This is a genomic window from Streptomyces sp. NPDC014861 (assembly GCF_043081625.1).
GTDB lineage: Bacteria > Actinomycetota > Actinomycetes > Streptomycetales > Streptomycetaceae > Streptomyces.
Genome location: NZ_JBIBWV010000004.1, coordinates 527608 through 554527, shown reverse-complemented (window position 1 = coordinate 554527; position 26920 = coordinate 527608). Strand labels below are relative to the sequence as shown.

At 74.9% G+C, this 26920-nt stretch carries 25 protein-coding genes, 1 other RNA gene and 2 pseudogenes; 16 read left to right on the top strand and 12 right to left on the bottom strand.

The features are described from left to right. Positions 1-295: pseudogene (locus ACF1BN_RS12000) on the bottom strand (hypothetical protein); the annotation flags it as partial. A 249-nt stretch (positions 296-544) separates the two neighbouring features. On the opposite strand from ACF1BN_RS12000, the gene ACF1BN_RS11995 reads away from it, so the two are divergent. The 7 genes from ACF1BN_RS11995 to ACF1BN_RS11965 all read left to right on the top strand — a co-directional run bounded on the left by ACF1BN_RS11995 (position 545) and on the right by ACF1BN_RS11965 (position 9436). After that, complete coding sequence (locus ACF1BN_RS11995) at positions 545-1321, top strand: helix-turn-helix domain-containing protein (protein WP_392331449.1); 777 nt, start codon at positions 545-547, stop codon at positions 1319-1321. Positions 1322-1394: 73 nt separating this feature from the next. Beyond that, on the top strand, positions 1395-3788 hold the full coding sequence (locus ACF1BN_RS11990) for an acyl-CoA dehydrogenase family protein (protein ID WP_392331448.1): 2394 nt from the start codon (positions 1395-1397) through the stop codon (positions 3786-3788). An 11-nt stretch (positions 3789-3799) separates the two neighbouring features. After that, positions 3800-5002, top strand: a complete 1203-nt coding sequence (locus ACF1BN_RS11985) for a beta-ketoacyl synthase N-terminal-like domain-containing protein (RefSeq protein ID WP_392331447.1) — start codon at positions 3800-3802, stop codon at positions 5000-5002. A gap of 257 nt (positions 5003-5259) precedes the next feature. Further along, entirely contained in the window at positions 5260-6735 is a 1476-nt protein-coding gene (locus ACF1BN_RS11980) for an MFS transporter (protein WP_392331446.1), read from the top strand. A 130-nt stretch (positions 6736-6865) separates the two neighbouring features. Continuing rightward, positions 6866-7546, top strand: coding sequence for a DUF998 domain-containing protein (locus ACF1BN_RS11975; RefSeq protein ID WP_392331445.1), 681 nt, complete (start codon positions 6866-6868; stop codon positions 7544-7546). Between the two features lie 7 nt (positions 7547-7553). Then, positions 7554-8753, top strand: coding sequence for a sensor histidine kinase (locus ACF1BN_RS11970; protein ID WP_392331444.1), 1200 nt, complete (start codon positions 7554-7556; stop codon positions 8751-8753). After that, a complete protein-coding gene (locus ACF1BN_RS11965; protein ID WP_392331443.1) occupies positions 8750-9436 on the top strand; it encodes a response regulator in 687 nt (228 codons plus the stop codon). The genes ACF1BN_RS11970 and ACF1BN_RS11965 overlap by 4 nt, the downstream gene beginning before the upstream one ends. A 223-nt stretch (positions 9437-9659) precedes the next feature. On the opposite strand, the pseudogene ACF1BN_RS11960 reads toward ACF1BN_RS11965, so the two are convergent. Next, positions 9660-10100: pseudogene (locus tag ACF1BN_RS11960) on the bottom strand (response regulator); the annotation flags it as partial. Positions 10101-10388: 288 nt separating this feature from the next. Here ACF1BN_RS11960 and ACF1BN_RS11955 point away from each other — a divergent pair. The 3 genes from ACF1BN_RS11955 to ACF1BN_RS11945 are packed head-to-tail and all read left to right on the top strand — an operon-like array spanning position 10389 to position 13301. Next, positions 10389-11243: a MaoC/PaaZ C-terminal domain-containing protein gene (locus ACF1BN_RS11955; RefSeq protein ID WP_392331442.1), complete on the top strand. Its 855-nt coding sequence runs from the start codon at positions 10389-10391 to the stop codon at positions 11241-11243. Between the two features lie 25 nt (positions 11244-11268). Beyond that, a complete protein-coding gene (locus ACF1BN_RS11950) occupies positions 11269-12345 on the top strand; it encodes a Zn-dependent alcohol dehydrogenase (protein WP_392331441.1) in 1077 nt (358 codons plus the stop codon). Between the two features lie 11 nt (positions 12346-12356). Then, entirely contained in the window at positions 12357-13301 is a 945-nt protein-coding gene (locus ACF1BN_RS11945; RefSeq protein ID WP_392331440.1) for a 3-oxoacyl-ACP reductase, read from the top strand. Between the two features lie 84 nt (positions 13302-13385). Here ACF1BN_RS11945 and ACF1BN_RS11940 read toward each other — a convergent pair whose 3' ends face one another. After that, positions 13386-13520, bottom strand: a complete 135-nt coding sequence (locus tag ACF1BN_RS11940) for a hypothetical protein (RefSeq protein ID WP_392331439.1) — start codon at positions 13518-13520, stop codon at positions 13386-13388. Between the two features lie 60 nt (positions 13521-13580). After that, a complete protein-coding gene (locus ACF1BN_RS11935) occupies positions 13581-14762 on the bottom strand; it encodes a hypothetical protein (RefSeq protein ID WP_392331438.1) in 1182 nt (393 codons plus the stop codon). 299 nt (positions 14763-15061) lie between these two features. Here ACF1BN_RS11935 and ACF1BN_RS11930 point away from each other — a divergent pair, with 299 nt between their 5' ends. From ACF1BN_RS11930 to ACF1BN_RS11915, 4 genes are read left to right on the top strand one after another with little or no spacing between them, the layout of a single operon-like run. After that, positions 15062-15880, top strand: a complete 819-nt coding sequence (locus ACF1BN_RS11930) for a Nif3-like dinuclear metal center hexameric protein (protein WP_392331437.1) — start codon at positions 15062-15064, stop codon at positions 15878-15880. Then, positions 15877-16620, top strand: coding sequence for a zinc ribbon domain-containing protein (locus tag ACF1BN_RS11925; RefSeq protein WP_392331469.1), 744 nt, complete (start codon positions 15877-15879; stop codon positions 16618-16620). The genes ACF1BN_RS11930 and ACF1BN_RS11925 overlap by 4 nt, the downstream gene beginning before the upstream one ends. Continuing rightward, positions 16620-17960, top strand: a complete 1341-nt coding sequence (locus tag ACF1BN_RS11920; RefSeq protein WP_392331436.1) for a bifunctional RNase H/acid phosphatase — start codon at positions 16620-16622, stop codon at positions 17958-17960. The genes ACF1BN_RS11925 and ACF1BN_RS11920 overlap by 1 nt, the downstream gene beginning before the upstream one ends. Positions 17961-18012: 52 nt before the next feature. Next, positions 18013-18816: a GNAT family N-acetyltransferase gene (locus tag ACF1BN_RS11915; RefSeq protein ID WP_392331435.1), complete on the top strand. Its 804-nt coding sequence runs from the start codon at positions 18013-18015 to the stop codon at positions 18814-18816. Positions 18817-18828: 12 nt separating this feature from the next. Here ACF1BN_RS11915 and eda read toward each other — a convergent pair whose 3' ends face one another. Then, complete coding sequence (eda, locus tag ACF1BN_RS11910) at positions 18829-19503, bottom strand: bifunctional 4-hydroxy-2-oxoglutarate aldolase/2-dehydro-3-deoxy-phosphogluconate aldolase (RefSeq protein ID WP_392331434.1); 675 nt, start codon at positions 19501-19503, stop codon at positions 18829-18831. A 63-nt stretch (positions 19504-19566) separates the two neighbouring features. Further along, positions 19567-20334, bottom strand: coding sequence for a peroxide stress protein YaaA (gene yaaA, locus ACF1BN_RS11905; protein ID WP_392331433.1), 768 nt, complete (start codon positions 20332-20334; stop codon positions 19567-19569). Between the two features lie 274 nt (positions 20335-20608). Between yaaA and ACF1BN_RS11900 the strand changes: the two genes are divergently transcribed. After that, positions 20609-22057: an RNB domain-containing ribonuclease gene (locus ACF1BN_RS11900; RefSeq protein ID WP_392331432.1), complete on the top strand. Its 1449-nt coding sequence runs from the start codon at positions 20609-20611 to the stop codon at positions 22055-22057. Here the strand turns inward: ACF1BN_RS11900 and ACF1BN_RS11895 are convergent. Continuing rightward, entirely contained in the window at positions 22002-22865 is an 864-nt protein-coding gene (locus tag ACF1BN_RS11895; RefSeq protein ID WP_392331431.1) for a hypothetical protein, read from the bottom strand. The two genes, ACF1BN_RS11900 and ACF1BN_RS11895, sit on opposite strands and share 56 nt — an antisense overlap. Then, the gene (locus ACF1BN_RS11890) at positions 22852-23616 is read right to left on the bottom strand and encodes a MerR family transcriptional regulator (RefSeq protein ID WP_392331430.1); all 765 of its coding nucleotides are present in this window, start codon (positions 23614-23616) and stop codon (positions 22852-22854) included. Before ACF1BN_RS11890 ends, ACF1BN_RS11895 begins: the two co-directional genes overlap by 14 nt. 77 nt (positions 23617-23693) lie before the next feature. Between ACF1BN_RS11890 and rnpB the strand changes: the two genes are divergently transcribed. Next, an RNA gene (rnpB, locus tag ACF1BN_RS11885) (RNase P RNA component class A) lies at positions 23694-24092 on the top strand. A gap of 72 nt (positions 24093-24164) precedes the next feature. Here rnpB and ACF1BN_RS11880 read toward each other — a convergent pair. Genes ACF1BN_RS11880 through tgmA form a run of 4 tightly spaced genes read right to left on the bottom strand, consistent with a single transcriptional unit; the run spans position 24165 to position 26870 of the window. After that, positions 24165-24467 (bottom strand): DUF6087 family protein, encoded by a 303-nt coding sequence (locus ACF1BN_RS11880; RefSeq protein ID WP_392331429.1) that lies wholly within the window; start codon positions 24465-24467, stop codon positions 24165-24167. A 17-nt stretch (positions 24468-24484) separates the two neighbouring features. Next, positions 24485-25648, bottom strand: coding sequence for an ATP-grasp peptide maturase system methyltransferase (gene tgmC, locus ACF1BN_RS11875; protein WP_392331428.1), 1164 nt, complete (start codon positions 25646-25648; stop codon positions 24485-24487). Then, positions 25645-26610, bottom strand: a complete 966-nt coding sequence (tgmB, locus tag ACF1BN_RS11870; protein ID WP_392331427.1) for an ATP-grasp ribosomal peptide maturase — start codon at positions 26608-26610, stop codon at positions 25645-25647. The genes tgmC and tgmB overlap by 4 nt, the downstream gene beginning before the upstream one ends. After that, positions 26610-26870: a putative ATP-grasp-modified RiPP gene (gene tgmA / locus ACF1BN_RS11865; RefSeq protein ID WP_392331426.1), complete on the bottom strand. Its 261-nt coding sequence runs from the start codon at positions 26868-26870 to the stop codon at positions 26610-26612. Before tgmA ends, tgmB begins: the two co-directional genes overlap by 1 nt. Positions 26871-26920: the final 50 nt, after the last annotated feature.

Sequence of the window (26920 nt, the reverse complement as noted above, 5' to 3'; positions counted from 1 at the left end):
CGGCGCCGGCGGCCTTGCCCTCGACGTGGGAGCCGGCCGGGAGCCGGACGGTGACCTGGACGGAGCCGGAGGGGCCGAAGAGCTGGTTCCTGCCCCGGGGGGCGGTGATCCGCAGCACTCCGTCCGCGAAGGAGACCGTGGTCTCCTCGGCGGCCTTCTCGTCCCGGGCCCTGCCCGGGGTCGCGGGGCGGACCTCGACCGTGGTGTCGGCGCGGTCGGCGGCGATGAAGCGGAGGCTCCCGGCGGGGACGGACACGAGGGCGGTGATCGGGGCGGCGGTGGCGAAGGTCTGCATGATGACTGCTCCTGCGGGCTCGTTGTCGTTCTTGCTCCGTCGGTGTTTCCGACATGAGAAAAGCTACGTTGCTTTCCAAGGTCACGCAACTAGCTCGTTGCACTGATATTGCGTATGGCCAGCTAGATGCATGGATTTCGTTGCAACAGGGTCTGGTTTGATGCAACGCCCTGATATGGTGGCGTTGCAATGATGGAGCGATGAACGCTATGCTGGCGGCGAATCGGGTCCGTACGAAGGGAGATCGCGATGCCGGGAGGCAGACTCACCCAGCAGGAACGTCAGCAGATCGCGCTGGGACTGGGCGACGGGCTCGCCTACGCGGAGATCGCCAGGCGTCTCGACCGCCCCACCTCCACCGTCACGCGCGAGGTCATGCGCAACGGCGGGCCCACCGCCTACCGCCCCGACCTCGCCCACCGCGCCACCGAGGGCCGGGCCCGCCGTCGCCGGCCCGGCGGTGACGCCCGCCCGGTCGCCCGGGGCGACGGGCGCGACGCGGCGGCCGTGCGCGACTACGAGGAGGCGTTCGCCACCGTCTTCATGCAGGGCGGTCTGCCCCGCATGACGGCCCGGGTCCTCGCCGCCCTCTACGCCACCGACGCGGGCAGCCTCACCGCCGGCGAGCTCGGCGAGCGGCTCCAGGTCAGCGCCGGCTCCATCTCCAAGGCCGTCGCCTTCCTGGAGAGCCAGAGTCTCATCCGCCGCGAGCGCGACGACCGTCGCCGCGAGCGCTACGTCGTCGACGACGAGCTCTGGTACCAGTCGATGATCGCCTCCGCCAAGGCCAACGAGCGGATGGTCGAGATCGCCCGGCAGGGCGTCGCCGTCCTCGGTGCCGGCACCCCGGCCGCCGCCCGACTGGAGAACGTCGCCCGCTTCATGGACTTCGTCGGCGAGGAGATCGTGCGCGCCGCCGAACAGGCCCGGGAGATCCTGCTGTCGAAGCCGGCCGGGGGCGAGGCGGGGGACGCGGGGGCCCCGGGGGACCCCGAGGGCCCAAAGGGTGCCGAGGGGCGCGACTGACGGCTCCGGCGCGCCGCGATCCGCTTCGTATCTGACCTTCCGTCAGAATGGAACGTGTTCTAATCTGCGCGCCATGGGCATCGCCATCACGCACGAACAGCGGGACCTCGCCCGGTCCGTCCGCGCCTGGCTCACCCGCGCCGCACCCCCCGAGGAACTCCGCCGGTGGCTCGACGCGCCCGAGCCGCCGGCCGGCCGGCCCGCCCACTGGGACGCCGCCGCCGCGCAGGGCCTCCTCGGGATCCACGTACCCGAGGAGTACGGGGGCGGGGGCGGCGGCCTCGACGACCTCGCCGTCGTCGTGGAGGAGACCGCCCGGGCCCTCCTCCCCGGGCCCTACCTCCCGACCGTCCTCGCCGCCGAACTCCTGCACCGCGCGCGCTCTCTCCGCCCCTCCGGCCCCTCCCTCCCCCGGCTCCTCGCGGACCTCGCCGAAGGCCGCAGGACCGGCGCCGTCGCCCTCGGCGGCACCGGCACCCTCGCCGCCGTCCGCACCGGCGGCGGGTACGTCCTCGACGGGACCGCGCCCCCCGTCCTCGGCGCCGGCCAGGCCGACCTGCTCCTCCTCCAGGCCACCACCGCCGACGGCACCGTCTGGCTCGCCGTCGACGCGCCCGGCACGGCCGGAGAGCCCTCCCCGACGGACCCCGGCTCGACGGAGCACTCCTCGACGACCCCCGTGAAGGCGGCGGAGCCGTCCTCGGCGGACCCCGGCTCGACGGCGGAGCCGTCCGCGACGGACCCCGTGACGGCGGTCGCGGAGCCGTCCGCGACGGAGCCCCCCGCCGCAGCCCGGGTGCCGTCCGCGACGGAGCCCGGCGCCGGCCTCACCGTCCGGCCGCACGCCTCCGCCGACCCCACCCGGCCCACCGCCGAGGTCACCGCCGCCGCCCACCACGTGCCCGCCGACCGGGTCCTCGCCCTCGACAGCGGCCTCGTCCACGACCTCGCCGCCGTCCTCCTCGCCGCCGACGCCTGCGGCACCGCCGCCCGTGCCGTCGAGACCGCCGCCGAACACGCCCGCACCCGCGAACAGTTCGGCCGGCCCATCGGACAGTTCCAGGGCGTCAAACACCTCTGCGCCGACATGCTCGTCCGGCTCGAACAGGCCCGCGCCCTCACCTGGGACGCGGCCCGCGCCGTCCACGACCCCGCCCGGCCCCTCGTCGCCGCGCTCGCCGCCGCCACCGCCCTCGACGCCGCCCACAGCTGCGCCAAGGACTGCGTCCAGATCCTCGGCGGCATCGGCTTCACCTGGGAGCACGACGCCCACCTCCTGCTGCGCCGCGCCCTCGTCGCCCGCCAACTCCTCGGCACCGGCGACCGCTTCCGGCTCGACGCCCTCCGGCACGCCGCCACCGGAGTGCGCCGCGGCCTCCGCCTCGACCTGCCGCCCGCCGCGGAGCCGTACCGCACCGCCGCCCGCGAGGCCCTCGCCCCGGCCGCCGGACTCGACCCCGCCGCCGCCCGCCGCGCCCTCGCCCCCACCGGCTACGCCGCCCCGCACCTCCCGGAGCCGTACGGCCTCGGCGCGGGCCCGCTCCAGCAACTCGCCGTCCAGCGCGAACTCGACGAGGCCGGCATCACCGTCGCCGGCCTCGGCATCGCCACCTGGGTCGTGCCCTCCCTCCTCGCCCACGGCAGCCCCGAGCAGCAGGAACGCCACCTCGGGCCCACCCTCCGCGGCGAACAGCGCTGGTGCCAGCTGTTCTCCGAGCCCGGCGCGGGATCCGACCTCGCCTCCCTGCGCACCCGCGCCGAACGCACCGAGGACGGCCGCTGGCGGATCACCGGCCAGAAGGTGTGGACGAGCGCCGCCCAGTGGGCCGACCACGGCATCCTCCTCGCCCGCACCGACCCCGGCGCCCCCAAGCACCAGGGGCTCACCTACTTCCTCGTCGACATGAGGAACACGCCCGGCATCGACATCCGCCCGCTCAAGGAGATCACCGGGGACTCCCTCTTCAACGAGGTCTGGTTCGACGGCGCCCTCCTCCCCGCCGACGCCGTCGTCGGAGAGGTGAACGACGGCTGGCGGGTCGCCCGCAACACCCTCGGCAACGAACGCGTCCACATGGCCGACCAGGTCGTCTTCGACACCGGCCTCGAAGCGCTCATCAAGGCGTCCGCCGAGGCCGACGGCACCGTCCGCGCCCGCACCGGCGCCCTCCTCGCCGAGGCCCACGCCCTCGCCTGCATCGGCCTGCGCACCACCCTCCTCCAGGTCTCCGGACTCGACCCCGGCGCCGGCGCCAGCGTCCGCAAGCTCGTCCAGACCCTCCACCAGCAGAAGACCGCCGAACTCGCCCTCGAACTCCTCGGCCCCGACGGCGCCGTGTGCGAGGGACCCGGCGCGGCGGCCGTCCACGGGTTCCTCATGTCCCGCTGCCTCACCATCGCCGGGGGCACCACGCAGGTCCAGCTCAACGTCGTCGCCGAGCGGCTGCTCGGCCTCCCCAGGGACTGAGAGGGCACGCCATGAAGTCGTACATCGCCGGGGTCGGCATGACGAGGTTCGAGAAGCCCGAGACCCGCGACTGGCAGTACTGGGACATGGCCCGCGAGGCCGGCACCGCCGCCCTCGCCGACGCCGGGATCCCGTACGGGAAGGTCGAGCAGGCCGTCGTCGGCTACTGCTTCCAGGCCTCCACCGCCGGACAGCGGGCCGTCTACGAGCTCGGCCTCACCGGCCTGCCCGTCTACAACCTCAACAACAACTGCGCCACCGGCTCCACGGCCCTCATGACCGCCCGCCAGTTCGTCGAGGGCGGCATCGCCGACTGCGTCCTCGCCCTCGGTTTCGAGAAGATGAGCAAGGGCTCCCTCGGCGGCGGCGGCGGCGGCGCGGGCGGCGCGGGCGACTTCGCGACCTCGCCCGTGGCCCGCCACTACGGGATCATGGCCGCCGGCCACGGCTTCGAGGCGTCCCCGCCCACCGCCCAGATCTTCGGCAACGCCGCCCGCGAGCACATGGAGCGGTACGGCACCACCGAGGCGCAGCTCGCCGCCGTCGCCGCCAAGAACCACCTGCACTCCTCGCGCAACCCCGACGCCCAGTTCCAGGACGTCCACACGGTCGACGAGATCCTCGCCGCCAGGACCGTCCACCGCCCCCTCACCAAGCTCCAGTGCTCGCCCACCTCCGACGGCGCCGCCGCCGTCCTCGTCGTCTCCGCGCGCTTCGCCGCCGAACACGGCCTGGAGGGGCGGGCCGTGGAGATCGCCGGCCAGGCCATGACCACCGACACAGGGGAGTCCTTCGCCTCCGGCTCCTGCGTCGACGCCGTCGGCCGCCCCATGTCGCGGGAGGCCGCCCGGCAGGCGTACGCGGCCTCCGGACTCGGCATCGAGGACGTCGACGTGATCGAACTCCACGACTGCTTCTCCATCAACGAACTCCTCACCTACGAAGCCCTCGGCATGTGCGAGGACGGCGCCTCCGGCAAGCTCGTGGAGTCCGGCGCCACCGGTTACGGCGGCCGGTGGGTGGTGAACCCCTCCGGCGGTCTCATCTCCAAGGGCCACCCCCTCGGCGCCACCGGCCTCGCCCAGGCCACCGAACTCGTCCGGCAGCTCCGCGGCGAGGCCGCCGCCCGCCAGGTCCCCGGCGCCCGCGTCGGCCTCGCCCACAACATCGGCCTCGGCGGCGCGGCCGTCGTCACCCTCCTGCGGAAGGCGTAGAACCGCCCCACGAGACCCCGTCCCCGCCCCGCGAGGCCCTGTCCCCGCCCCACGAGGGCCCTGGGCTCTCCCCGCGAGGACCCTGTCCCCGCCCCGCGAGGACCCCGGGCTCTCCCCACGAAGCCCCACGTCCTCGCGGCGAAGCCCCAGGTCCTCCCGGCGAAGCCCTAGGACCCCCGCCCGCGGAGCCCTAGGTCCTTCTTCCCTCCGCGACCGGGCCCTTTCCCTCATGTACGGGGCGAATCAGGTCTGCGACCATGACATCCATGCCGCAGACCGACTCCGCCACCGGATCCACCCCCGCCCTCGCCCCCCTCCGCGCCCCCCGCCCCTGGCTCGTCGTCCTCGTCGCCTGCGCCGGGCAGTTCCTCGTCGTCCTCGACGTGTCGGTCATGAACGTCGCCCTGCCCTCCCTCAAGGCCGACCTCGGCCTCGGCACCGTCGGCCTCCAGTGGGTGCTCAACGCCTACTCGATCGCCTTCGCCGGCTTCATGCTCCTCGGCGGCCGGGCGGCGGACCTGTACGGGCGCAAGACGATGTTCCTGGCGGGCCTCGGGCTCTTCACCGCGGCCTCGGTCGTCGGCGGCATCGCCCCCGAGGGCTCCTACCTCATCGGCGCGCGGGCCGCCCAGGGCCTCGGCGCCGCCGCGCTCTCCCCGGCCACCCTCACCCTCGTCACCTCCGCCGTCCCCGCCGGCGCCGCCCGCACCCGGGCCATCGCCACCTGGACGGCCGTCGGCGCGGCGGGCGGCGCGGCGGGCGGCTTCGTCGGCGGCCTCCTCGTCGACCTGCTCGACTGGCGCTGGGTCCTCCTCGTCAACGTCCCCGTCGGCGCCCTGGTCCTCGCCGCCGCCGCGCTCTGGCTCCGCGAGGGCCGCGCCACCACCGGCCGCCGCCTCGACCTGCCCGGCGCCGTCCTCGTCACCGCGGGCCTCGCCACCCTCGCGTACGGCATCGTGCAGACCGAACTGAGCGGCTGGACCTCCGCCGCCACCCTCCTCCCGCTCCTCGGCGGCCTCGCCCTCCTCGCCGTCTTCGTCGCCGTCGAGCGCCGCACCTGCGAACCCCTCGTCCCGCTCGGCATCTTCCGCAACAGGGCGGTGTCCGCCGCCAACGCCGGGATCCTGCTCTGCGGCTCCGCCTCCTTCGCCATGTGGTTCTTCATGACGGTGTACGCGCAGAACGTCCTCGGCTTCACCCCGCTCCAGGCCGGCCTCGCCCTCGTCCCCAGCTCCCTCGCCGTCCTCATCGGCTCCAAGGCCGCGCCCCGCCTCATGGCCGCCACCGGCGCCAAGCCCCTCGCCGTCACCGGCATCCTGACCGCCGCCGCCGGCTTCGCCTGGCAGTCCACGCTGACCGCCGACGGCACCTTCCTCACCACCATCCTCGGCCCCGGCATCCTCATGATGGGCGGCATCGGCCTCGCCACCACCCCGCTCGCGACCCTCGCCACCTCCGGCGCCGCCCCGGGCGACGCCGGCCTCGTCTCCGGCCTCGTCAACACCTCCCGCACGATGGGCGGCGCGCTCGGCCTCGCCGTCCTGACGACCGTGGCGGCCTCCGTCTCCGTGCCCGGCCCGGACCTCTCCGCCATCGGCCTCCCGGACGGCTCCCACCTGGTCCCCGGCTACGCGATGGCCTTCCGTGTCTCGGCCGGCGTCCTGCTCACCGCGGCCGTCCTGATGACGGCCTGGCTGCCCGGCGCCGTACACCGAACGGTGCAGAAGGCCTAGCCGCCGCCACCGTCCGGTGTACGCCGGAGTGACCGCGCCGGGAGGACGCGGCCGTGCCTTCCCCCTCCGTAGCGTCCGGGGCACCGGCTTCCGGACCTCCGGAAGCGACCACGAGCACGAGGGGGCCGACATGACAAGGACGACGACGGCGGGCGGCACCGCACAGACGACGACGGCGAGGAGGGCGACGGCCGCGCGGGTGCGGGTTCCGCTCGGGCTGATCGGCGCCGGAGCCCTGGCGATGGCGGCGGTCGAGCTCCTGAACCCCGGCTACGACCCGGTGAGCGAGGTCCTCAGCCGGTACGTGCACGGCATCGCCGGCCCGCTGCTCCCCGCGGCCCTCCTCGCCGTCGGCGCGGCGTCCGCCGTCCTCGCGGCCCGGCTCCGCGCCGGCGCCGGCCGGGTCGCCGTCGCCCTGTGGGCCGCCGGCATCATGATCGCGGGAGTCTTCCCCGCCGATCCGCCCGGCCACCACCACCGCCCCTCCACCTCCGAACTCGTCCACGGCTCCGCCGCGTTCCTCGCCTTCGCCGCCCTCCCGGTGGCCGCCCTGCTGCTCCGCCGGACGCTCGCGGCGGCCCGGCCCCGGTCGCGTACCGCCCTGGACGCCCTCGCCGCCGCCTCCCTCCTCGGCACGACCGTGCTCGCCGTTCTCCTCGTCGACGTCATGGACGGCGGACCCTCCCTCGGCGTGGCAGGCGCCCCCACCCTCCTCGGCCTCGTCGAACGACTCGTGATCGCCGCAGACCTGGCCTGGGTCGCCGTCGCCCTCGTCGTGACCGGCGCCGGAGAGCGGGGCCGTCGTGGATGATCGGCGCATGGACCGACCGCTCGCCCGTACCGCCGCCGCCCTGCGCGCGATACGCCCCGCCGACGGCCTCCTCGCCGCCGGCACCGCCGTCGCGGTCCTGGCCGGCACCGCGCGCCTCGGCGGCCGGCTCGACGCGGCCGGCGCCCTGCCGCTCGCCCTCTGGCTGGGCCTGCTGCTCCTCGCCCGCCGACGCCGGCCGCTCGCCGTCCTGCTCCTCTCCGTGCAGGCCGTCGTCGTCCTCCGCACCTCCGGCCTCACCGACATCGGCTGGGTGTGGCCCGCCTCCGTCGCGTACGCCGCGCTGGCCGCCGACGACCGCCCCGGCCGGCCCGGCCTGCCCTGGGCCGCGGGCGTCGGACTGGCCGAACTCGCCTTCGCCGCCGCCTGGGAGGTGCCCACGGCCGGCACCGGACCCAGGGACGCCCTCGCCTCTTTCGGCGCCGAGGCCCTGTGGCTGGCGCTGCTCCTCGCCGCCGCCACCGCCTACCGCAACCGCCTCCGCTGGCGCGCCGAACTCGACGCCCGGCTGCTCCGGGAGGCCCGCGAGCGCGACCTGGAGGCCGGCCGGCGGATCGCCGAGGCCCGCCTGGAGATCGCCCGCGAGCTCCACGACGTCGTCGGCCACACCCTCACCGTCGTCGGCCTCCAGCTCCGCGTCGCCACCGAGTCCCTGGAGGACTCCCCGGCCGAGGCGCGGGCCGCCCTCGACACCGCCCAGGAGGTCCGTACCGCCGCCGTCCGCGACCTCCGCGCCCTCGTCCACGTCCTGCGCGCACCGGGGGAGTCCCCGGCCCCGGTCGACCCGGCCGCCGGGATCCCCGAACTCGCCGCCCTCGTCGACCGGATGCGCGCCCCCGGCCTCGTCATCGCCCTGGAGACCGCCGGCGACCCGGCCGCGCTCCCCGCGCCGGTCTCCCTCGCCGTCCACCGCGTCGTGCAGGAAGCCCTCACCAACACCGTCCGCCACTCCGGCGCCTCCCGCGCCGAGGTCACCGTCCGCAGCGCGGGCGGACGCGTGGAGGTCACCGTCTCCGACGACGGCCGGGCCACCGCCGCCCCCGCCGCCGCGGACACCCCCGGCCACGGCATCCGGGGCATGGCCGAACGCGTCCACGCCCTGGGCGGCGAACTCACCGCCGGTGCGCGCGGCGACCGCGGCGGATGGCTCGTCCGGGCCGTCCTCCCTGTGCCAGGCTTCCGCGCATGACGATCAAGGTTCTCCTCGCCGACGACCAGGCCCTGGTGCGGGCCGGCTTCCGCAGCCTCCTGGGCCGCGCCAAGGACATCGAGGTCGTCGGCGAGGCCGGCACCGGCGACGAGGCCGTCCGCACCGCCCGCGCTCTGCGCCCCGACGTCGTCCTCATGGACATCCGCATGCCCGGCACCGACGGCCTCACCGCCACCCGGACCCTCGTCGACGACCCCGCCCTGACGGGATGCCGGGTCATCGTCCTCACCACCTTCGAGACCGACGAGTACGTCTTCGCGGCGCTCCGCGCGGGTGCCAGCGGCTTCCTCACCAAGGAGATCGAACCGGACGACCTGCGCCAGGCCGTCCGCGCGGTCGCCGCCGGGGACGCCCTGCTCTCACCGGGCGCGACCCGCAGGGTGGTCGAGCGGTTCGCCCACCGCCCGGCCGCCCCCGCCGAGACCCCCGAACGCCTCGACGTCCTCACCGCCCGCGAACGCGAGGTCACCCGCCTGATCGCCACCGGCCTCTCCAACGACCAGATCGCCGCCCGCCTCGTCATCAGCCCCCTGACCGCCAAGACCCACGTCACCCGCGCCCTCGCCAAGCTCGGCGTCCGCGACCGGGCCCAACTGGTCATCCTGGCCTACGAGACGGGCCTGGTCCGCCCGGGCGCCGACAACGGCCGGGACCTTTTCTAGGAGGGTGCCCGGAAGGCTCCGGGCGCCCTCCCGGATCGCGGACGGCGGGGACTCCGTACGGTCGACCCCGAGAGCGAGATCGGCAGCGGGAGCCGGCCCCGAGAGCGACCCCGGGAGCGGCAGCGACAGCCGGCCCCGCGGACGCGCCCGCCCACCGGCGACGGACTCTCCCGCTCAGGCCCCACCCGCAGGCGCCACGCCCTCCCGCTCAGGCGCCGTCCGCGGGTTCGGCGTCACCGGGGGCGGCGGCCAGCACCGGGTCGATGACGGTCTCGCCGCGCAGCGCCGCCCTGACCGCCTCCGCCAGTTCCTCCACCGGCCCGTCCTTCACCAGGAACCCGGCCGCTCCCGCCTCCATCGCCCGCCGCAGGGACTCCGGCCGGCGGAAGGTGGTCAGGATCAGCACCCGGCAGTCCGGCACCTCGTCCCGCAGCTCCGCCGCCGCGTCCAGCCCCGACCGGCCCGGCAGCTCGATGTCGAGGAGTGCCACGTCGGGCCGGGCCAGCAGCGCCCGCTCCACGATCTCGTCGCCCCGTCCGACCTGGGCGACCACCTCGATGTCCGCCTCCATCCCGAGCAGCAGCGCGAGCGCCCCGCGCGTCACCCCCCGGTCCTCGGCGAGCAGCACCCGGATGGACTTGCCCGGCCGATGGTCCCGCGGCATCTCGTTCACAAGCGGAATTCTAGGCTCGGCCGCGGCGGATGTCCCGGGTCGACGCGGTCGCGCCTCCCGCCGGGTACCCCTCACAGAGCGTTCTGACGTACCGTCAGAAGTGTCGTCTGCGAGGGTTCCCAACCCATCGGGGCTCCGCTATACATGGGGGACACCGAACTGGAACGCGTTCTAGACGACGCGCTCCGAGCGGTTCCCGCACGGCCTCGGCGTGACCGACGGTGCGGACGGTCGCGCCGAGGTCTTCCCCTCCAAGGACCTCCAAGGAGCAGCAAGTCGATGCCCATTGACCCCGCCAAGGCCCTCGCCGCCGAACCCCGCAGCGCCGAGATCGCCTGGGACCACAAGGACGTCCAGCTCTACCACCTCGGCCTCGGGGCCGGCCGCCCCGCCACGGACCCCGCCGAGCTGCGCTACACCCTCGAATCCCGGCTCCACGTGCTGCCCAGCTTCGCCACCGTCGCCGGGGCCGGCATGGGGGTCGTCGGCGGACTCTCCGCCCCCGGCGTCGACATCGACCTCGCCGCCGTCCTGCACGGCGGCCAGTCGATCACCCTCCACCGCCCGCTGCCCACCGGCGGCCGGGCCGTCTCCACCTCCCGCGTCGCCGCCGTGTACGACAAGGGCAAGGCCGCCATCCTCGTGCTGCGCTCCGAGGCCGCCGACGACGAGGGCCCGCTGTGGACCTCCGACGCCCAGATCTTCGTCCGGGGCGAGGGCGGCTGGGGCGGCGACCGCGGCCCCTCCGAGCGCCTCGACGTGCCCGACCGCGAGCCGGACAAGACCGTCGAGCGCCCGATCCGCGAGGAGCAGGCCCTCCTCTACCGGCTCTCCGGCGACTGGAACCCGCTCCACGCCGACCCCGACTTCGCCGCCCTGGCCGGCTTCGACCGGCCGATCCTGCACGGCCTCTGCTCGTACGGCATGACGCTGAAGGCCGTCGTGGACACGGTGCTGGGCGGCGACGTCACCCGCGTCCGCGCCTACCACACCCGCTTCGCCGGGATCGTCTTCCCCGGCGAGACCCTGCGCATCCGGATGTGGGCCGGGGACGGCCGCGTCCAGGTGGCGGTGACCGCCGCGGAGCGCGACGACGCCCCCGTCCTCGCCGACACCCTCGTCGAACACTCGTAGAACCGCTTCCGGAGGGAGCCGCACCATGCGCGCAGCCGTACTGCACGAGATCGGCCAGGACAAACTGGAAGTCCTCGACGACGTCGAGGCGGTGGGCTTCGGCCCCGGCAGGGTGCGGATCCGGGTGCGGGCCACCGGCCTGTGCCACTCCGACGTCTCCGCCATGAGCGGCGTCCTGCCCCAGCCCGCGCCGTTCGTCCCCGGCCACGAGGGCGCCGGCGAGATCGTCGACGTCGGCGACGGAGTCACCGGCCTCACCCCCGGTCAGCGCGTCCTGCTCTGCTGGCTGCCCGCGTGCGGCAGCTGCGCCGCCTGCAGGCGCGGCCAGACCCAGCTCTGTCTCGCCGGCTTCATGAACGCCGGCACCCCCAACTTCAAGCGCCCCGGCGGGGACGTCTTCGGCTTCGCCGGCACCGGCACCTTCACCGAGGAGGTCGTCGTCGACGCCGGCTGCGCCGTCCCGATCCCCGACGACGTGCCCTTCGACATCGCCGCCCTCATCGGCTGCGGCGTGACCACCGGCCTCGGAGCCGCGATCAACACCGCCAAGGTCGAGGCCGGTTCGTCGGTCGCCGTGATCGGCTGCGGCGGCGTCGGCATCTCCGCCATCCAGGGCGCCCGGCTCCGGGGCGCCGCCCAGATCGTCGCCGTGGACCCCGTCGAGTCCCGCCGCGAGGCCGCGCTCCGCTTCGGCGCCACCGAGGCCGTCGCCCCCGAGGCGCTCGGCGACGCCAAGCAGCGGATCACCGCGGGCGAGGGCTTCGACTACGTCTTCGAGGTCGTCGGCAAGTCGGCCACCGCGCGCACCGCCTACGAGACCACCCGGCGGGGCGGCACCCTCTGCGTGGTCGGCGCCGGAGCCATGGACGACAACCTCCAGCTCAACATGTTCGAGCTGTTCTTCGACGAGAAGCGGATCCTGCCCTCCATGTACGGCGGCGGCGACGTGCTCCGGTCGTACGAGCGGGCCATCGCGCTCTGGCGGGCCGGCCGCATCGACCTGGAGTCGCTGATCACCCACCGGGTTCCGCTGGCGAACATCAACGAGGCCCTGGAGCAGATGCGGACCGGCGCGTCCCTCCGTACCTGCATCGAGATCTGAGAGGACCCGCCATGTCACTGCCTCTTGAGGGGCTCAGCGCGATCGTCACCGGCGCCGGGCGCGGGCTCGGCCGCGCGGAGGCGCTCGAACTGGCCCGGCTCGGCGCCGCCGTCGTCGTCAACGACTACGGACAGCCCGGCCGGGACGGCTCCGGGGAGGCGTCGGCCACCCCCGCGGAGGAGGTGGCCGCCGAGATCACCGCGGCCGGCGGCCGGGCCGTCGCCCACCGCGGCGACGTCTCCGACTTCGCGACCGCGCGCGGCCTGGTCGACCTGGCCGTGGCCGAGTTCGGCAAGCTGGACGTCCTGGTCAACAACGCGGGCATCCTGCGCGACCGGATGGTCTTCTCGATGAGCGAGGACGAGTGGGACTCGGTCGTCCGCGTCCACCTCAAGGGCCACTTCAACACCACCCGCTTCGCCGCCGCGCACTGGCGGGGACGCTCCAAGGCGGGGGAGACCGGCGTGTACGGCCGGATCGTCAACACCTCCTCCGAGGCCTTCCTCGCCGGTTCGGCCGGACAGCCCAACTACGCGGCGGCCAAGGGCGGCATCGTCGGCCTCACCACCTCGACCGCGCTCGCCCTCGCCCGGTACGGCGTGACCGCCAACGCGATCTGCCCCCGCGCGCGCACGCGCATGACGGAGGACGTCTTCGCCGGCTTCGCCGAGCCGGCCGCCGAGGACGAGCTCGACCCGCTGTCGCCGGAACACGTGGCACCGCTCGTCGGCTACCTCGCCTCCCCGGCCGCGGCGCGGGTCAACGGACAGCTGCTGGTCGTCCACGGCGGGATGGTCGCGGTCGTCGAGCGGCCCCGGGTGGCGGCCAAGTTCGACACCGCGAAGGAAGCCTTCGGCTTCGAGGAGCTGGACGGACTGCTCACCCCGTACTTCGCCGAGCGCCCGCCCGGCGAGACCTTCGCGGCCTCCGAGATTCTGGGGCTCAAGAAGGGCTGAACCTGCCCCGGGGGGCGGGGAGGCGAAGGGCCCCGGGGGAGCGGATCCCCCGGGGCCCTTCGCCACGCGCGCGCGTGCGGAGCTCTACCGCTCGTCCGCCTCGCGGCGGTGCCGGCCGTGCGCGGCGGAGGAGGACTCCTCCGCCGCGGCCGAACCGCGGTGCCGTCCGGCAGTCGTGCCCTGCGACTCCTGCGTCGCCTCCGTGCTGTTGTCCGTCATGGACGTACTCACCCCGTCGAAACGTGCTTCCGCTGTGCTGTGCTGTGGTCGGCGGTGAGTCTAACCAGCGGGTTTACGGTCCGTCAGGGGCGCCTGCTGGAGCGGCACCGGCCGGCACGCGCGCGGGCGCGCGTCCTCCCCGCCGCCCCCCGCCGCGGACTCCGGGAAGGGCGCGGCCCCGGTCTCCGGCTCCGGCTCGGGCTCCTCCGGCACCGACAGGCCCGCCAGCGCGCACGGCAGCTCCCGCGTCGAGCACGGCAGCCGCAGTATGCCCTCCGGCGACCACGACCCGGCCCCCGCCACCCACCCGGGCGGCGCCGCCACCTGGTGCATCCGCCGTCCGGCCGGCCGCCACAGGCCGACCCAGCTGCCGGCCGCCGCGTCGATCCGCAGCGCCACCCCGCAGCTCTCCGGCATCAGGACCTGCCCCGGCTGGATCGCGAACGGCGTCACCGCCGCGTCGTCCAGCCGCAGGCAGTCCGGGAAGCGCACCGGCAGGAGGCTCCCCAGCACCCCCCAGCCCAGCCGCTCGTGCCCCGGCGAGGGCGCGTCCGACCGGATCAGGAGCAGCCCGCTGTCCGGGTCCGCGAGGAGCAGCCGGTCGTGGCTGGCCTCGGCGATCTGGAGCAGCGGGGACACCTCGCCGCCCCGCTCCAGGTCCACCGCCACCGCCTTCACCGGTCCGCCGCCGAGCCGCCGGTCCAGGGCGAGTATCCGCCCCGTACGGTCCAGCCAGACCCCGCCCGAGCAGTGGCCCGGGATCTCCGCGACCCGCTCCGGGCCGAAGGCCCCGCCCGCCACCAGCCAGAGCGTGGTGGACTCCGGTCCGGCCTGCATCGCGTACGCGCAGATGCCGTCCGGCGACGGCGGCAGCAGCTCCACACGCTCCTCGCCCGGGGCCTCCACCGAGCCGAGCCGCAGCTCTCCCGTCCCGGGGCCGGTCGGGTAGAGCAGGGAGAAGGTGTGGCGCCGTCCGTCCACCCGGCGGCACACCAGGACCCGGCCGTCGGCCAGCGGCAGCAGCCGGGTCCCCGGCTCCTCGGGCTGGTCCATCGGGAGCGGGACGGCGTACGGCTCCGGGCCGTCGAGCGTCCACCGCTCCGCGTACAGGGCGTCCCCGGAACCGGCGAGCCTGGCCCCGTACGCGCCGTTCGCCGTGATCGCGAACCCCGCCGGGGGGTGGACGGCCGGCCCGTCGTGGTCGCCGTCCTCGGCCGTGGTCTCGATGGCACACGCTGTCATCGACTCGTCACCTCCGGCCACGAAGCTAGTTTTCGCACTTCCAGCCGAACAACACGAGCCCCCGCACTTCACACATAAGGGTGGCGGTCCGCGTGTTCCATTGAGTGGAGGGGGCCGATTGTGCTGGCGGGGCCAGGGATACCCGAGGTACGCACCCGCGCGGGGAGCGGTGGGGACGCCCGGCGGAGTGCCCCGGCGGGGTGCTCCCGCGGAGGACTCCGGTGAGGCGGAGGGCCCCGGGCGGCCGGTTGTCCACAGGCCAGGACGGTGGGGCACGCGGGACAGGTAGCCTTTCCCCCGTGCCCCGTCTGTCTGAAGTCATCGCCGAGCTCGACGCTCTCTGGCCGCCCCAGCGGGCCGAGCAGTGGGACGCCGTCGGCACCGTCTGCGGCGACCCCGACGCCGAGGTCACGCGTGTCCTCTTCGCCGTCGACCCCGTCCAGGAGATCGCCGCCGAGGCCGTCGCCCTCGGCGCCGACCTCGTCGTCACCCACCACCCGCTCTACCTGCGCGGGACGACGACGGTCGCGGCCGGCCACTTCAAGGGCCGCGTCGTGCACACCCTGATCAAGAACGACATCGCCCTGCACGTCGCGCACACCAACGCCGACACCGCCGACCCCGGCGTCTCCGACGCCCTCGCCGGCGCCCTCGGCCTGCGCGTCACCGGCCCGCTCGTCCCCGAGAACAACCTCGGCCGGATCTGCGAGCTCGACCAGCCGGAGACCCTCGCGCGGTTCGCCGCGCGCGCCGCCGAGCGGCTGCCCGCGACCGCGCAGGGCATCCGGGTCGCCGGCGACCCGGACATGCCCGTCCGCCGCGTCGCCGTCAGCGGCGGCTCGGGCGACAGCCTCTTCGACGCCGTGCGGGCCGCCGGGGTGGACGCCTTCCTCACCGCGGACCTGCGCCACCACCCCGTCTCCGAGGCCACCCAGCACTCTCCGCTGGGCCTCGTCGACGCCGCCCACTGGGCCACCGAATGGCCCTGGTGCGAGCTGGCCGCCGCCCAGCTCGACGAGATCTCCGACCGTCACGGCTGGGACCTCCGCGTCCACGTCTCGAAGACGGTCACGGACCCCTGGTCCTCCCACCACACCTCTCCTGGAGCCCCCAACTGAACGCCGCGCCCGCCGACCAGATCCGCCTCCTCGACGTCCAGGCCCTGGACGTCCGCCTCCAGCAGCTCGCCCACAAGCGCAAGTCGCTGCCCGAGCACGCGGAGATCGAGGCGCTGACCAAGGACCTCACCCAGCTGCGCGACCTGCTCGTCGCCGCGCAGACCGAGGACAGCGACTGCGCCCGCGAGCAGACCAAGGCCGAGCAGGACGTCGACCAGGTCCGCCAGCGCGCCGCCCGCGACCAGCAGCGGCTCGACTCCGGCGCCGTCTCCTCGCCGAAGGACCTGGAGAGCCTCCAGCGCGAGATCACCTCGCTCGCCAAGCGCCAGGGCGACCTGGAGGAGATCGTCCTGGAGGTGATGGAGCGCCGCGAGTCCGCCCAGGAGCGCGTCGCCGAGCTCACCGAGCGCGTCGCCGCCGTCCAGGCCAAGGTGGACGACGCCACCGGCCGCCGGGACGTCGCCCAGGCCGGTCTGGACGAGGAGTCCGCCACCGTCGCCAAGGAGCGCGAGGTCGTGGCCGGCTCCGTCCCCGCCGACCTGATCAAGCTGTACGAGAAGCTGCGCGAGCAGCAGGGCGGCGTCGGCGCGGCCCGCCTGTACCAGCGCAAGTGCGAGGGCTGCCACATCGAGCTCAACATCACCGAGCTGAACGAGGTGCGCGCCGCCGCCAAGGACGCGGTCGTACGGTGCGAGAACTGCCGCCGGATCCTCGTCCGCACGGCGGAGTCCGGCCTGTAATGCGCGAGCTCGTGGTCGAGGCGGACGGCGGCTCCCGGGGCAACCCCGGCCCCGCCGGCTACGGTGCCGTCGTCCTCGACCCGGCCACGGGCGAGACGCTCGCGGAGGCCGCCGAGTACATCGGCGTCGCCACCAACAACGTCGCCGAGTACAAGGGCCTCATCGCGGGCCTGCGCGCCGCCCTGGACCTGGCGCCCGACGCCACGGTCCGGGTCAGGATGGACTCCAAGCTCGTCGTCGAGCAGATGTCGGGCCGCTGGAAGATCAAGCACCCCGACATGAAGCCCCTAGCGGCGGAGGCGGCCCGCGCCTTCCCGTCCGACCGGGTCCGCTACGAGTGGATCCCCCGCGAGCGCAACAAGCACGCCGACCGGCTGGCCAACGAGGCGATGGACGCGGGCAAGCGCGGCGAGCAGTGGGCCCCGCGCGACACGGCCGCCGCGCGGAACGCGGCGGCCCCGCCCCCGTCGGGCCCGCCCGGCGACGCGCGGGCGGGCGCCGCCCGTGCCCGCGAGGCCCTGGCCGCCGCGAGCCCCACGTCCTCCACCGCACCGGCACCGGCGTCGGCCGAGGCACCGGCCCCCGCCGACCGCGCGCCGGCCGCCCCCGCCGACCGCACGCCGGCCGCCGCCACCGCCGCGAGCCCGGCCGTCGTACCGGGACGGGTCGCCGCGGCACCGGGACGGGTCGCCGCCGCGCCGCCCCCCGACCTCTCCGCCCCCGCCACCTTCGTCCTCCTCCGGCACGGCGAGACGGCGCTCACGCCCGAGAAGCGGTTCTCGGGGAGCGGGGGTTCGGACCCCGAGCTGTCCGAGGCGGGTCGCCGCCAGGCCGCCGCCGTCGCCGACGCGCTCGCCGCGCGCGGCACGATCCAGCACATCGTCAGCTCCCCGCTCGTCCGCTGCCGCCAGACCGCGGAGGCCGTCGCCGCCCGACTCGGCCTCGACGTCGTCGTCGAACCCGGCCTCCGCGAGACCGACTTCGGTGCCTGGGAGGGCCTCACCTTCGCGGAGGTCCGCGAGCGCTACCCGGACGACATGGACGCCTGGCTCGCCTCCGCGAAGGCCGCGCCCACCGGCGGCGGCGAGAGCTTCACCGCCGTCGCCCGCCGCGTCGCCGCCGCCCGCGACCGCCTCGCCGACGCCCACGCAGGCCGCACGGTCCTCCTCGTCAGCCACGTCACGCCCATCAAGACCCTGGTCAGACTGGCGCTCGGCGCCCCGCCGGAGTCCCTGTTCAAGATGGAGCTGTCCGCCGCCTCGCTCTCCGCCGTCGCCTACTACGCCGACGGCAACGCGTCCGTGCGCCTCCTCAACGACACCTCGCACCTCCGACGCTGAAGGCCGCCCAAACCGGTGGCGCCGGGGCGGGGTCCCGTACCACCATCCCCGTATGACCTGGCACTTCACCACCGATCCGGACACCTTCCGCACCGCCGCCCGCGCGCTCCTCGCCGCCGAACCCGCCCGGAACACCGCCGTGCTGACCATGGTGGACGGGGCGGAGCTCCTCGGCTGGTGGACCGGCCCGGACGGGACCGTGACCGGCGTCCTCGCCGCGTCCCCGCCGCCCGTCCTCACCTTCGGCGCGATGCCCGTGGAGGCGGCCGAGGCGCTGGCCCTGCCGGACGGCACCGAGCCCGCCACCCTGCGAGGGGAGACCGCGGCGGTGGAGGCGTACGCCGCTGCCACCGGCCTCGACTGGGAGCCCGTCATGGACATCCGGCTCTTCCGCCTCGACGCGCTCACCCCGCAGCACCCGGCGCCGGCCGGGCGGGCCAGGACCGCGACCACGGCCGACCTCCCGCTGCTCGGCGAGTGGGCCGCCGACTTCGCCGCCGTGCACCGCTACGAGCCGCGGGACGACTACACCGACTTCCTCACCGAGCGGATCGCCGAGGACCGCCTCCACGTCTGGGAGGCCCCCGACGGGCGGCCGGTGGCGATGGCCGCCGTCTCCCGCGTCATCGAGGGACAGGCCCGCGTCCACCTCGTCTACACCGCGCCCGCCGAGCGCGGCCGGGGCTACGCCGCCGGAGTCACCACCGCCGTCACCCGCGCCGCCCTCGGCGCCGGCGCCGCGCAGGTCCTGCTCTTCACCGACCTCTCCAACCCCACCAGCAACGCCCTCTACCCGCGCCTCGGTTACCGCCCGGAGGGCGACCACCTCGGCGTGCGCTTCATCCCCCGGCCGTAGGGCCGGGGCGGATCACCGGCGGGGCCGACCCGGGTCCGCCGGGCGGCTCCCGGGCGTCCGCAGCCCCGCCGCCTCCCGCGCCAGCGCCTCCACCCGGCCCCAGTCGCGGGCCGCGAGCGCGTCCGGCGGCAGCATCCAGGTGCCGCCGACACAGGCGACGTTCGGCAGGGAGAGGTATCCGGGGGCCGAGGCGGCCGAGATGCCGCCGGTCGGGCAGAAGCGGGCCTGCGGCAGCGGACCCGCCAGGGACTTCAGATACGGGACCCCGCCCGCCGCCTCCGCCGGGAAGAACTTCAGCTCCGTGACGCCCTCCTCCACCAGCGCCAGCACCTCGGACGCGGTCGAGACGCCCGGCAGGAACGGCACGCCCGACTCCCGCAGCGCCCCGAGCAGCCGCCCCGAGCATCCCGGGCTCACAAGGAACCGCGCCCCGGCCCGTACCGCGTCGGCCGCGTTTGCCGCCGAGACCACCGTCCCCGCGCCCACCAACGCCTCCGGCACCTCCGCCGCCACGGCCCGCACCGCGTCGAGCGCGGCCGGGGTGCGCAGCGTGATCTCGATCAGCGGCAGCCCGCCGGCCACCAGGGCGCGGGCCAGCGGCACGGCGTCGGCGGCGTCCTCGACCACCACGACGGGGACGACCGGGGCGTGCGGGGCGAGCGCGAAGAGACCGGGGGTGCTGAGCATGACCTCATCCTGACCGGCGCCACCAGTCCATGCAACGTCCGTTGCGTCCTGCGCAACGACCGGTCAGTGGATCTCGTCCACCAGCACGTCGAGCGCCCCCGCCTTCGCGCCCGTCTCCACGACGTACCCGAGGTCGCCCAAGGCCTCCACCAGCTCCGCCGGAGTCCCCGGGGCCGCGCCCGCCTCCAGCAGGCTCCGCACGATCCGGCCCTTCGTCGCCTTGTTGAAGTGGCTGACCACCTTCCGGGTCGGCGCGTGCAGCACCCGGACCGTCGCGGTCCGCGCGGCCACCTCGCCCTTCGGCTTCCACGCCGACGCGTACGCCGACGAGCGCAGGTCGAGCACCAGCCCGTCCCCGGCCGCCTCCGGCAGCACCGAGGCCATCGCCCCGCGCCAGTGCGCGCCCAGCGCGCCGAGCCCCGGCAGCTTCACCCCCATCGAGCAGCGGTACGACGGGATCCGGTCGGTCGGCCGCACCGCGCCCCACAGCCCGGAGAAGACGAGCAGCGACGCCCCGGCCCGCTTCCGGGCGGCCGCGTCCAGCGTCGCCAGGCCCAGCGCGTCGTACAGCACGCCCGTGTACACCTCGCCGGCCGGCCGGGCACCCGCCGTGCGCAGCCCGACGTTCTTCGCGACCTCGCCGCGCAGCCCCTCGCTCAGGCCCAGCACCTCGCGCGCCTTCTCCTCGTCGGCGGCGCACAGCTCGACCAGCTCGTCCAGGACCGCGGCCCGCGCCTCCGCGAGGCCCGGCAGCGACAGCGACTCCGGCTTGAGCGGCGCCCCGCGCCCGGAGGGCGCCTTGCCTTCGGAGGGCGGCAACAGCACGAGCACGGTGGTTCTCCTTCAGTACGGACGGGGAAGAGGGGTGCGGCCCCGGATGCCAGCGTACGAGGTACCGGGCACCCCCCGGCGCCCCCCCCCCCCGCCCCCGGCCCTGCCGACGGCATACCGCCCCCGCCGTCCCCGCCCACGGCGTACCGCCCCCGCCCCTCGGCGTACCGCCCCCGCCCCTCGGCGTACCGCCCCAGCTCCCGCCCCACGACAAGCTGCCCCGCCCCCACCCCACGACATGCCGCCCCCCTCCTCCCGCCCTACGCTCGGTTCCATGCCCCGCCGCCACATCCACGTGACCGGCGCAGCCGAGGCTCCGCTGCGGGCCGCCCTGCGCGCACTCCGTACCGAGCTCGCGGTCCCCGAGGGCTTCCCGCCCGCCGTCCTCGCCGAGGCCGAAGCCGCCGCGAAGAACCCGCGCCTTCCCGCGTACGACGCCACCGACCTGCCCTTCCTCACCATCGACCCGCCGACCTCGACCGACCTCGACCAGGCCATGCACCTGGCCCGCCGGGCCGACGGCGGCTACCGCGTGCACTACGCCATCGCCGATGTCGCCGCCTTCGTCGCGCCCGGCGGGGCCATCGACGCCGAGGCCCACCGGCGGGTCCTCACCCTGTACTTCCCCGACGGCAAGGCCCCCCTCCACCCGCCGGTGCTCTCCGAGGGCGCCGCCAGCCTGCTCCCCGGCGCGACCAGGCCCGCCCTCCTCTGGCGGATCGACCTCGACGCCGAGGGCCGCCGTGTCGCCACCGACGTGCGCCGCGCCCTGGTCCGCAGCCGCGCCAAGCTCGACTACGAGGGCGTCCAGCGGCTCATCGACTCCGGGACCGCGGAGGAACCCCTCGCCCTCCTCCGGGACATCGGCCGGCTCCGCGAGGAGCGCGAGATCGAACGCGGCGGGATCTCCCTCGACGTGCCCGAGCAGGAGATCGTCGAGGTCCCCGGCGACCACGGCTACACGCTCGCCTACCGGGCGCCGGTCCCCGCCGAGAGCTGGAACGCGCAGATCTCCCTGCTCACCGGCATGGCCGCCGCCGACCTGATGACCGCCGCCGGCACCGGCATCCTGCGCACCCTGCCGGTCGCCCCCGACGGGGCCGTCGCCCGGCTGCGCCGCTCCGCGCAGGCGCTCGGCGTGGCCTGGCCGCACCACGTGCCGTACGCGGAGGTGGTCCGCCACGCCGACCCCGCCGACCCGCGCCAGGCCGCCTTCCTCCAGGAGTGCACCACCCTGCTGCGCGGCGCCGGCTACACCGTCTTCACCGACGGGCGGCTCCCCGACCCGGCCGTGCACGCGGCCGTCGCCGACGAGTACACCCACTGCACCGCCCCGCTGCGCCGGCTCGTCGACCGGTACGCCTCCGAGCTGTGCGTGGCGGCCGTCGCCGGGAACGAGCCGCCCGAGTGGGTGCGGGCCGCGCTGCCCGGCCTGCCCGACACCATGGCCGCCGGATCGCGCCGCGCCAACGCGGTGGAGCGGGAGAGCGTCGACGTCGTCGAGGCGGCGCTGCTCAGCGGCCGGGTCGGGGAGCTCTTCGACGCGTACGTGATCGACGTGAAGGAGAAGGAACCGTCCGTCGGCACCGTCCACCTCGACGATCCGGCGGTCGTCGCCCGGGTCGAGGGCGGCACCGCGCCGCTGCCGCTGGGGGAGTGGCTGCGGGTCAGGCTGTCGGAAGCGGATCCTGGCCGGGCGAAGGTGCTGTTCGCGCCCGCGTGACGGCGACCGCGTCGCGGACCGCCTCGTACAGCGCCCTGGGGTCGTCGGCGTGCAGCCGGACGGTCGTCACCTGCCGGACCCCGCCGAGCAGTCCGACGACGTCGACGGGCTCGCCCAGCTCCAGGGTGACGGAGGTCTGCGAACCGACGGCGAGGTTCAGCTCGCCGTCCCTCTTCTCGTGGGTGAAACGGTTCTCCCTGCGTACGGCGGTGATCCGGTCCAGCGGGACGCACACGTCCACGTGGGCGCCCTGCCGGGCCCGGAGCCGCCCGTCGCCGAGCACGTGCGGCCGGGTGACCGAAGCCGCGTGCAGCCCGAGGACGAAGAGGACCGTGTAGACGTCCAGGACGAGGACGATCGCGTGCACGACGGGCAGATCGGCCAGGAGCCACGACATGCCGGCCGTCTCGACCAGACAGACGAAGGCGAAGCCGTACATGAGGGCGGCCTGGTCCCGCGCGTGCGGGAAGACGCCCTCGGCCCCCGCCGTCCCGTGCGGCCGGCGCGCCGCCCACCGCCACAGGCTCGCGAGCAGCGTCAGCTCGTGCGCGATCAGCCGCAGCACCCGCTCCGGTACGAGCTCCGCCAGCGCCTCCCGCCGGGAGAGCCCCCGCCGCCGCAGCCGCGTCCACACCACCGCCTCGGCGGTGAGCAGCACGCCCATCAGCAGCTCCGTGCCGACCAGCACCGCCCCGGGCATCCGCACCCCGCCGAGGAGCAGCACCAGCACCACCAGCTCGGCCGGCAGCGCCACGTACGCCACCGCGCGCAGCACCCGCAGCACCGGCCCCCGCTCACGCCCCGTCATCCGTCTCCCCTTCCTGTCGCTCCCGCACGAGTCCGAGCGCCCGCCGTACGACGGCCGCCTGGGCCGGTGCCAGATCGGCGAAGAACACGTCGGCGAGCCCCCCGGACCCCTCCGGGGGGAGCTCGAAGCCGCCGATCCCGTCCGGCAGCGCCGCGGCGAGCGCCCGCGCGGCCTCCTCGACCCGGGGGTCGTCGGCCGGGGCGTCGACGAGCGCGTCGAGGAGCCCGTACACGTGCCCGGCGCTCCCGGCGACCTCGTGCATCAGCTCCATCAGCCGGGCCCGCTCCGCCGGGGGCACGACCGTGTCCAGCAGGGCGAGGATCTCCCGGTCCTTCACCGCCATGGGCGAGTCCGGCAGTTCGCCGACCCCGGCGAGCAGCGCGGCCAGCTCCGGCGAGACCGGTCCCTCGGCGGTGAGCCGCCCGGCCCTGGCCGCGTCGAGCAGCCCGGCGAGCCGCGCCCGCCGCCCGTGGATCACCGCCTCCTGGCGCGCGAGGTCCGCGTCCAGCTCCTCCAGCACGTCCACCAGCTCCCGCCCCTCGTCGTCCGCGAGCACGTCGCGCACCTCGTCGAGCCCGAGCCCCAGCTCGGTCAGCCGTCGCACCCGCGCGAGCAGCACCGCGTCCCGGACGCCGTACTCCCGGTAGCCGTTGGGCAGCCGCTCGGGCTCGGGCAGCAGCCCCAGGTGGTGGTAGTGCCGCACCGCGCGGGGGGTGACCCCGACGAGTGCGGCGATCTCGCCGATCCGCATGCCCTCAGTAGAAACCCTGACGCCGCGGCAAGGTCAAGCCCGTCCCTCCCGGCAGGTAGCATGGTCGGCACGGCAGACGAGCCGGGCGGGCGGCCGCGTGGAGATCCCCGGATCTCCCCGAGGAACGTCCGGGCTCCACAGAGCAGGGTGGTGGCTAACGGCCACCCGGGGTGACCCGCGGGACAGTGCCACAGAGAACAGACCGCCGGGGGCCTCGGCCCACGGTAAGGGTGAAACGGTGGTGTAAGAGACCACCAGCGCCTGAGGTGACTCAGGCGGCTAGGTAAACCCCACCCGGAGCAAGGTCAAGAGGGGACACCCCGGTGTCCCTGCGCGAACGATCGAGGGCTGCTCGCCCGAGTTCGCGGGTAGACCGCACGAGGCCGGCGGCGACGCCGGCCCTAGATGGATGGCCGTCACCCCGGCGACCGCGAGGTCCCGGGGCACAGAACCCGGCGTACAGCCCGACTCGTCTGCCCCTTCGGTCCCCGACCTGCCGCATCGCAGGCCAGGGGCCTTTTTTCATGGGACGCCACTCTCCCGCCGAGTCACCGGGGTGTCGGAGGTCTCCGATGTCTGCCGGTCCCGGGGCCGAGCTGCGGTGTCGCCCCGGGGACGGAGGGAGGGGCAGCCTCGGTGTGGGGAAAGAGAAGGAGCCTTGCCTCCGCGAGGTTCGTCGCGAAGCCGTACGGCTCCCACAGGTGGCCGTTCCACCGCTGGATCGCGCGGGGAGCGTCGGGGTTCAGATGCGATGCCCGCGGGCCGTCTCCGGTCACGAGGGGCACGGCACGGAGCTGCCCGATCCTCGCGTCCCGGCGCTCGGCCCACTCCGCGAGCGGTTCGTCGTCCATGGCCGGAGCGTAGTGGGTCAGGTGATCCGGTGCTCCCATCGCAGGGAAGAGGCCTGGTCGATCCAGTACAGGTGGGACGCGGGCGTCACGCGGAGCCGTACGGAGTCGATCTCCGGCGTCCCTGCGGCCCGCCAGGCGACGAGGGAACGTTCCACGTCGTCCCACAGGGCCACCGGGCCGCCTTGGCGGACGGTCCAGTTCTCGTCGTCGACGAGGAACTCGGCGAACGACTCCCTCTCCGGATCGAACAGGTACCGCAAGGGCGCCCCGTCACCGTCCGTCGCGCGGACGAACTGAGCGCCGGGCGCCGCCAATTGCGCGAGGAAGGCGGGCATCCACTCCTCCAGGACAAGAGGAGACACCTGAGTGCGCCGCTCACCGTCCGCGTACGCGGTCCGGGCGGAGAGATCGCCGGCCACGGGGGCCACTGCCTGGGCCCGCGCCTGCATGAAGGAGGAGCGCCCGATGATCGAGCCCTCGGCGGTGCCGTCGTCGCCGACCGTCAGTCTCGCGAGGCCGGTTCCCCACGGCCACGAGCCGACCGTACCGAGGACGACGCCTCCGGCTCTCGTCTGCCTGATCCACGCGTACGGGATGCGGCGGACCGCGCAGGTGGCGATGACCCGGTCGTACGGTGCCCGGTACGGGTGGCCGAGGAGACCGTCGCCCGTCACCGTCCACGTCGAGAAGCCGGCGGCTTCGAGTGCGGCGTCGGCGCGCGCGGCCACCTGTGCGTCGACCTCCACCGTGGTGACGTCGTCCTCGCCGAGGCAGTGGCACATCAGGGCGGCGGAGTAGCCGGTGCCCGTGCCGATCTCCAGGACGCGGTGGCCCCTCGCGAGGTCCAGAGTCTCGATCATGCCGACGACGGTTGCCGGGGCGGTCGAGGAGGACGTGGGCACACCCACGACGGGTCCGCCGGACCGGTCGGCGGTGAGGTGGCCGTCGAGCTGGGTGGTGAGGGTGTCGCCGTTGTATGCGATCTTCAGCCACTCGCCCGGGTCCGTGTTCGCGGCGGTGACGGGCCGCCAGGTCCGCCCCTCGTCCAGGAAGACTCCCGGATGGAGGAACCGCTCGCGGGAGACACTCTCGACGGCTGCACGCAGCCAGGGGGATTTCAGGACCCCCGCCTTCATGAGCGCGGTCGCCATGCGGCGTCGCTCTGATGTCGGGTCGGTCATCGGCGGTCTCCTTGTGCGAGCAGGTCGGCGAAGGCAGCGGACATCGGGAGGCCGGTCTCGGTCTCCAGCCACCCCCACTGTCCGTTGGGATTCAGTTCCAGCCACCAGTAGTCCCCGGTGCGGTCGACCGCGAGGTCGAAGCTTCCCGACACCAGACCCAGTCGGCCCAGGTAGGCATGCAGTCCCTCGGTCACCCGGTCGGGAAGGTGCTCCACGGTGTAGGTCAGGGCGCCGTAGTCCTTGCGCCAGTCCAGGAGGGCGGAGTCGATGCGTACGGCGAACGTCTGTCGGCCGACGATCAGCACGCGGACGTCGGCGACCTTGTCCACACGGGCCTGGAACAAGTGGGGGACGACTCGGACGCTGTCGTCGATCTCGTCGGCGGTGACCGGGTCCGACCAGCCGGTCACCGGCACGTTGTCACGCGTGTAAGGGGTCCATCGGAGTGTCTTGAAGATCGCTTGCTCCTGAGCCCGGATGAAATCGCGGGCTTCGTCCGGATCGTTGGTGACAAGGGTGGGAGGGATGGTGAAGCCGAGTTGCCGGGCGAGAACGAGCTGCGCGGGTTTGTAGTCTGCTGCGGCGACGCGCAGGGGGTGGTTGACCCACAGCGGGCCACTCAGGGCGTAGAGGGTGCCGCCGAGTCCGTAGCGGACCTGCGCCGCCGCGAACCGGGAATCGTCGGCGGACAGGTGGGGAAACGTAGGCCATTCCGGGCGGCGCCAGTACACCGACCGGACCTGGGTCACATCAGCGGTTCTCGTCGGGGTGCGCACCTGCCCGACCACCGAGGCCGGGCAGGTGCCGAACAGGGCCGAGACCGTGAGGTTCTCGCCGATGTCGGCGGGATTGAACCGGACCACCGGCACATCGCGCCGGTTGAGTTCGGTGATCACCATGTCGGCGGTGATGTCGTCCGCCTCGGTGGCCACCAGAACCGGCCTGTCCTCGGTGATGGCCATCAGTCCTGCGTGCTGTCCTGGTCGTGACCCTGGTCGTTCCGGGAGTCCGAGTTCGTCGTCGTGGAGGTCTCGGTGCCGGAGCTGGTGCCGTGCTTGCCCATCTCGACCACCCGCCCGGCAGGGTCGCGGAACACCCCGAGCTGCGTCGTGGGGTCGATGGCGACCGTGGCGTGGGGCCGGCGGATGACCGCCGGGTAGGGCGCGAGCCGGCCCGCACCCCACGGCCGCGTGGGGGAGGGGAGTGCGACAGAGGTGGTCATGGGACTCCTTGGGGCGAAAGGTGTGGTGCGGGAAGCCTGTGCCAGGGGCC

What these genes read in the sequence shown, in the direction of transcription:
- ACF1BN_RS11990 (WP_392331448.1), top strand. Translation starts at nt 1,395, where the DNA reads ATGGGCATCGCCATCACGCACGAACAGCGGGACCTCGCCCGGTCCGTC.
- ACF1BN_RS11955 (WP_392331442.1), top strand. Translation starts at nt 10,389, where the DNA reads ATGCCCATTGACCCCGCCAAGGCCCTCGCCGCCGAACCCCGCAGCGCC.
- ACF1BN_RS11985 (WP_392331447.1), top strand. Translation starts at nt 3,800, where the DNA reads ATGAAGTCGTACATCGCCGGGGTCGGCATGACGAGGTTCGAGAAGCCC.
- tgmB (WP_392331427.1), bottom strand. Translation starts at nt 26,610, where the DNA reads ATGGCCATCACCGAGGACAGGCCGGTTCTGGTGGCCACCGAGGCGGAC.
- tgmA (WP_392331426.1), bottom strand. Translation starts at nt 26,870, where the DNA reads ATGACCACCTCTGTCGCACTCCCCTCCCCCACGCGGCCGTGGGGTGCG.
- ACF1BN_RS11890 (WP_392331430.1), bottom strand. Translation starts at nt 23,616, where the DNA reads ATGCGGATCGGCGAGATCGCCGCACTCGTCGGGGTCACCCCCCGCGCG.
- ACF1BN_RS11920 (WP_392331436.1), top strand. Translation starts at nt 16,620, where the DNA reads ATGCGCGAGCTCGTGGTCGAGGCGGACGGCGGCTCCCGGGGCAACCCC.
- ACF1BN_RS11970 (WP_392331444.1), top strand. Translation starts at nt 7,554, where the DNA reads ATGGACCGACCGCTCGCCCGTACCGCCGCCGCCCTGCGCGCGATACGC.
- ACF1BN_RS11915 (WP_392331435.1), top strand. Translation starts at nt 18,013, where the DNA reads ATGACCTGGCACTTCACCACCGATCCGGACACCTTCCGCACCGCCGCC.
- ACF1BN_RS11900 (WP_392331432.1), top strand. Translation starts at nt 20,609, where the DNA reads ATGCCCCGCCGCCACATCCACGTGACCGGCGCAGCCGAGGCTCCGCTG.
- ACF1BN_RS11995 (WP_392331449.1), top strand. Translation starts at nt 545, where the DNA reads ATGCCGGGAGGCAGACTCACCCAGCAGGAACGTCAGCAGATCGCGCTG.
- ACF1BN_RS11895 (WP_392331431.1), bottom strand. Translation starts at nt 22,865, where the DNA reads ATGACGGGGCGTGAGCGGGGGCCGGTGCTGCGGGTGCTGCGCGCGGTG.
- ACF1BN_RS11975 (WP_392331445.1), top strand. Translation starts at nt 6,866, where the DNA reads ATGACAAGGACGACGACGGCGGGCGGCACCGCACAGACGACGACGGCG.
- ACF1BN_RS11940 (WP_392331439.1), bottom strand. Translation starts at nt 13,520, where the DNA reads ATGACGGACAACAGCACGGAGGCGACGCAGGAGTCGCAGGGCACGACT.
- tgmC (WP_392331428.1), bottom strand. Translation starts at nt 25,648, where the DNA reads ATGACCGACCCGACATCAGAGCGACGCCGCATGGCGACCGCGCTCATG.
- ACF1BN_RS11935 (WP_392331438.1), bottom strand. Translation starts at nt 14,762, where the DNA reads ATGACAGCGTGTGCCATCGAGACCACGGCCGAGGACGGCGACCACGAC.
- ACF1BN_RS11950 (WP_392331441.1), top strand. Translation starts at nt 11,269, where the DNA reads ATGCGCGCAGCCGTACTGCACGAGATCGGCCAGGACAAACTGGAAGTC.
- ACF1BN_RS11945 (WP_392331440.1), top strand. Translation starts at nt 12,357, where the DNA reads ATGTCACTGCCTCTTGAGGGGCTCAGCGCGATCGTCACCGGCGCCGGG.
- ACF1BN_RS11980 (WP_392331446.1), top strand. Translation starts at nt 5,260, where the DNA reads ATGACATCCATGCCGCAGACCGACTCCGCCACCGGATCCACCCCCGCC.
- ACF1BN_RS11880 (WP_392331429.1), bottom strand. Translation starts at nt 24,467, where the DNA reads ATGGACGACGAACCGCTCGCGGAGTGGGCCGAGCGCCGGGACGCGAGG.
- eda (WP_392331434.1), bottom strand. Translation starts at nt 19,503, where the DNA reads ATGCTCAGCACCCCCGGTCTCTTCGCGCTCGCCCCGCACGCCCCGGTC.
- ACF1BN_RS11965 (WP_392331443.1), top strand. Translation starts at nt 8,750, where the DNA reads ATGACGATCAAGGTTCTCCTCGCCGACGACCAGGCCCTGGTGCGGGCC.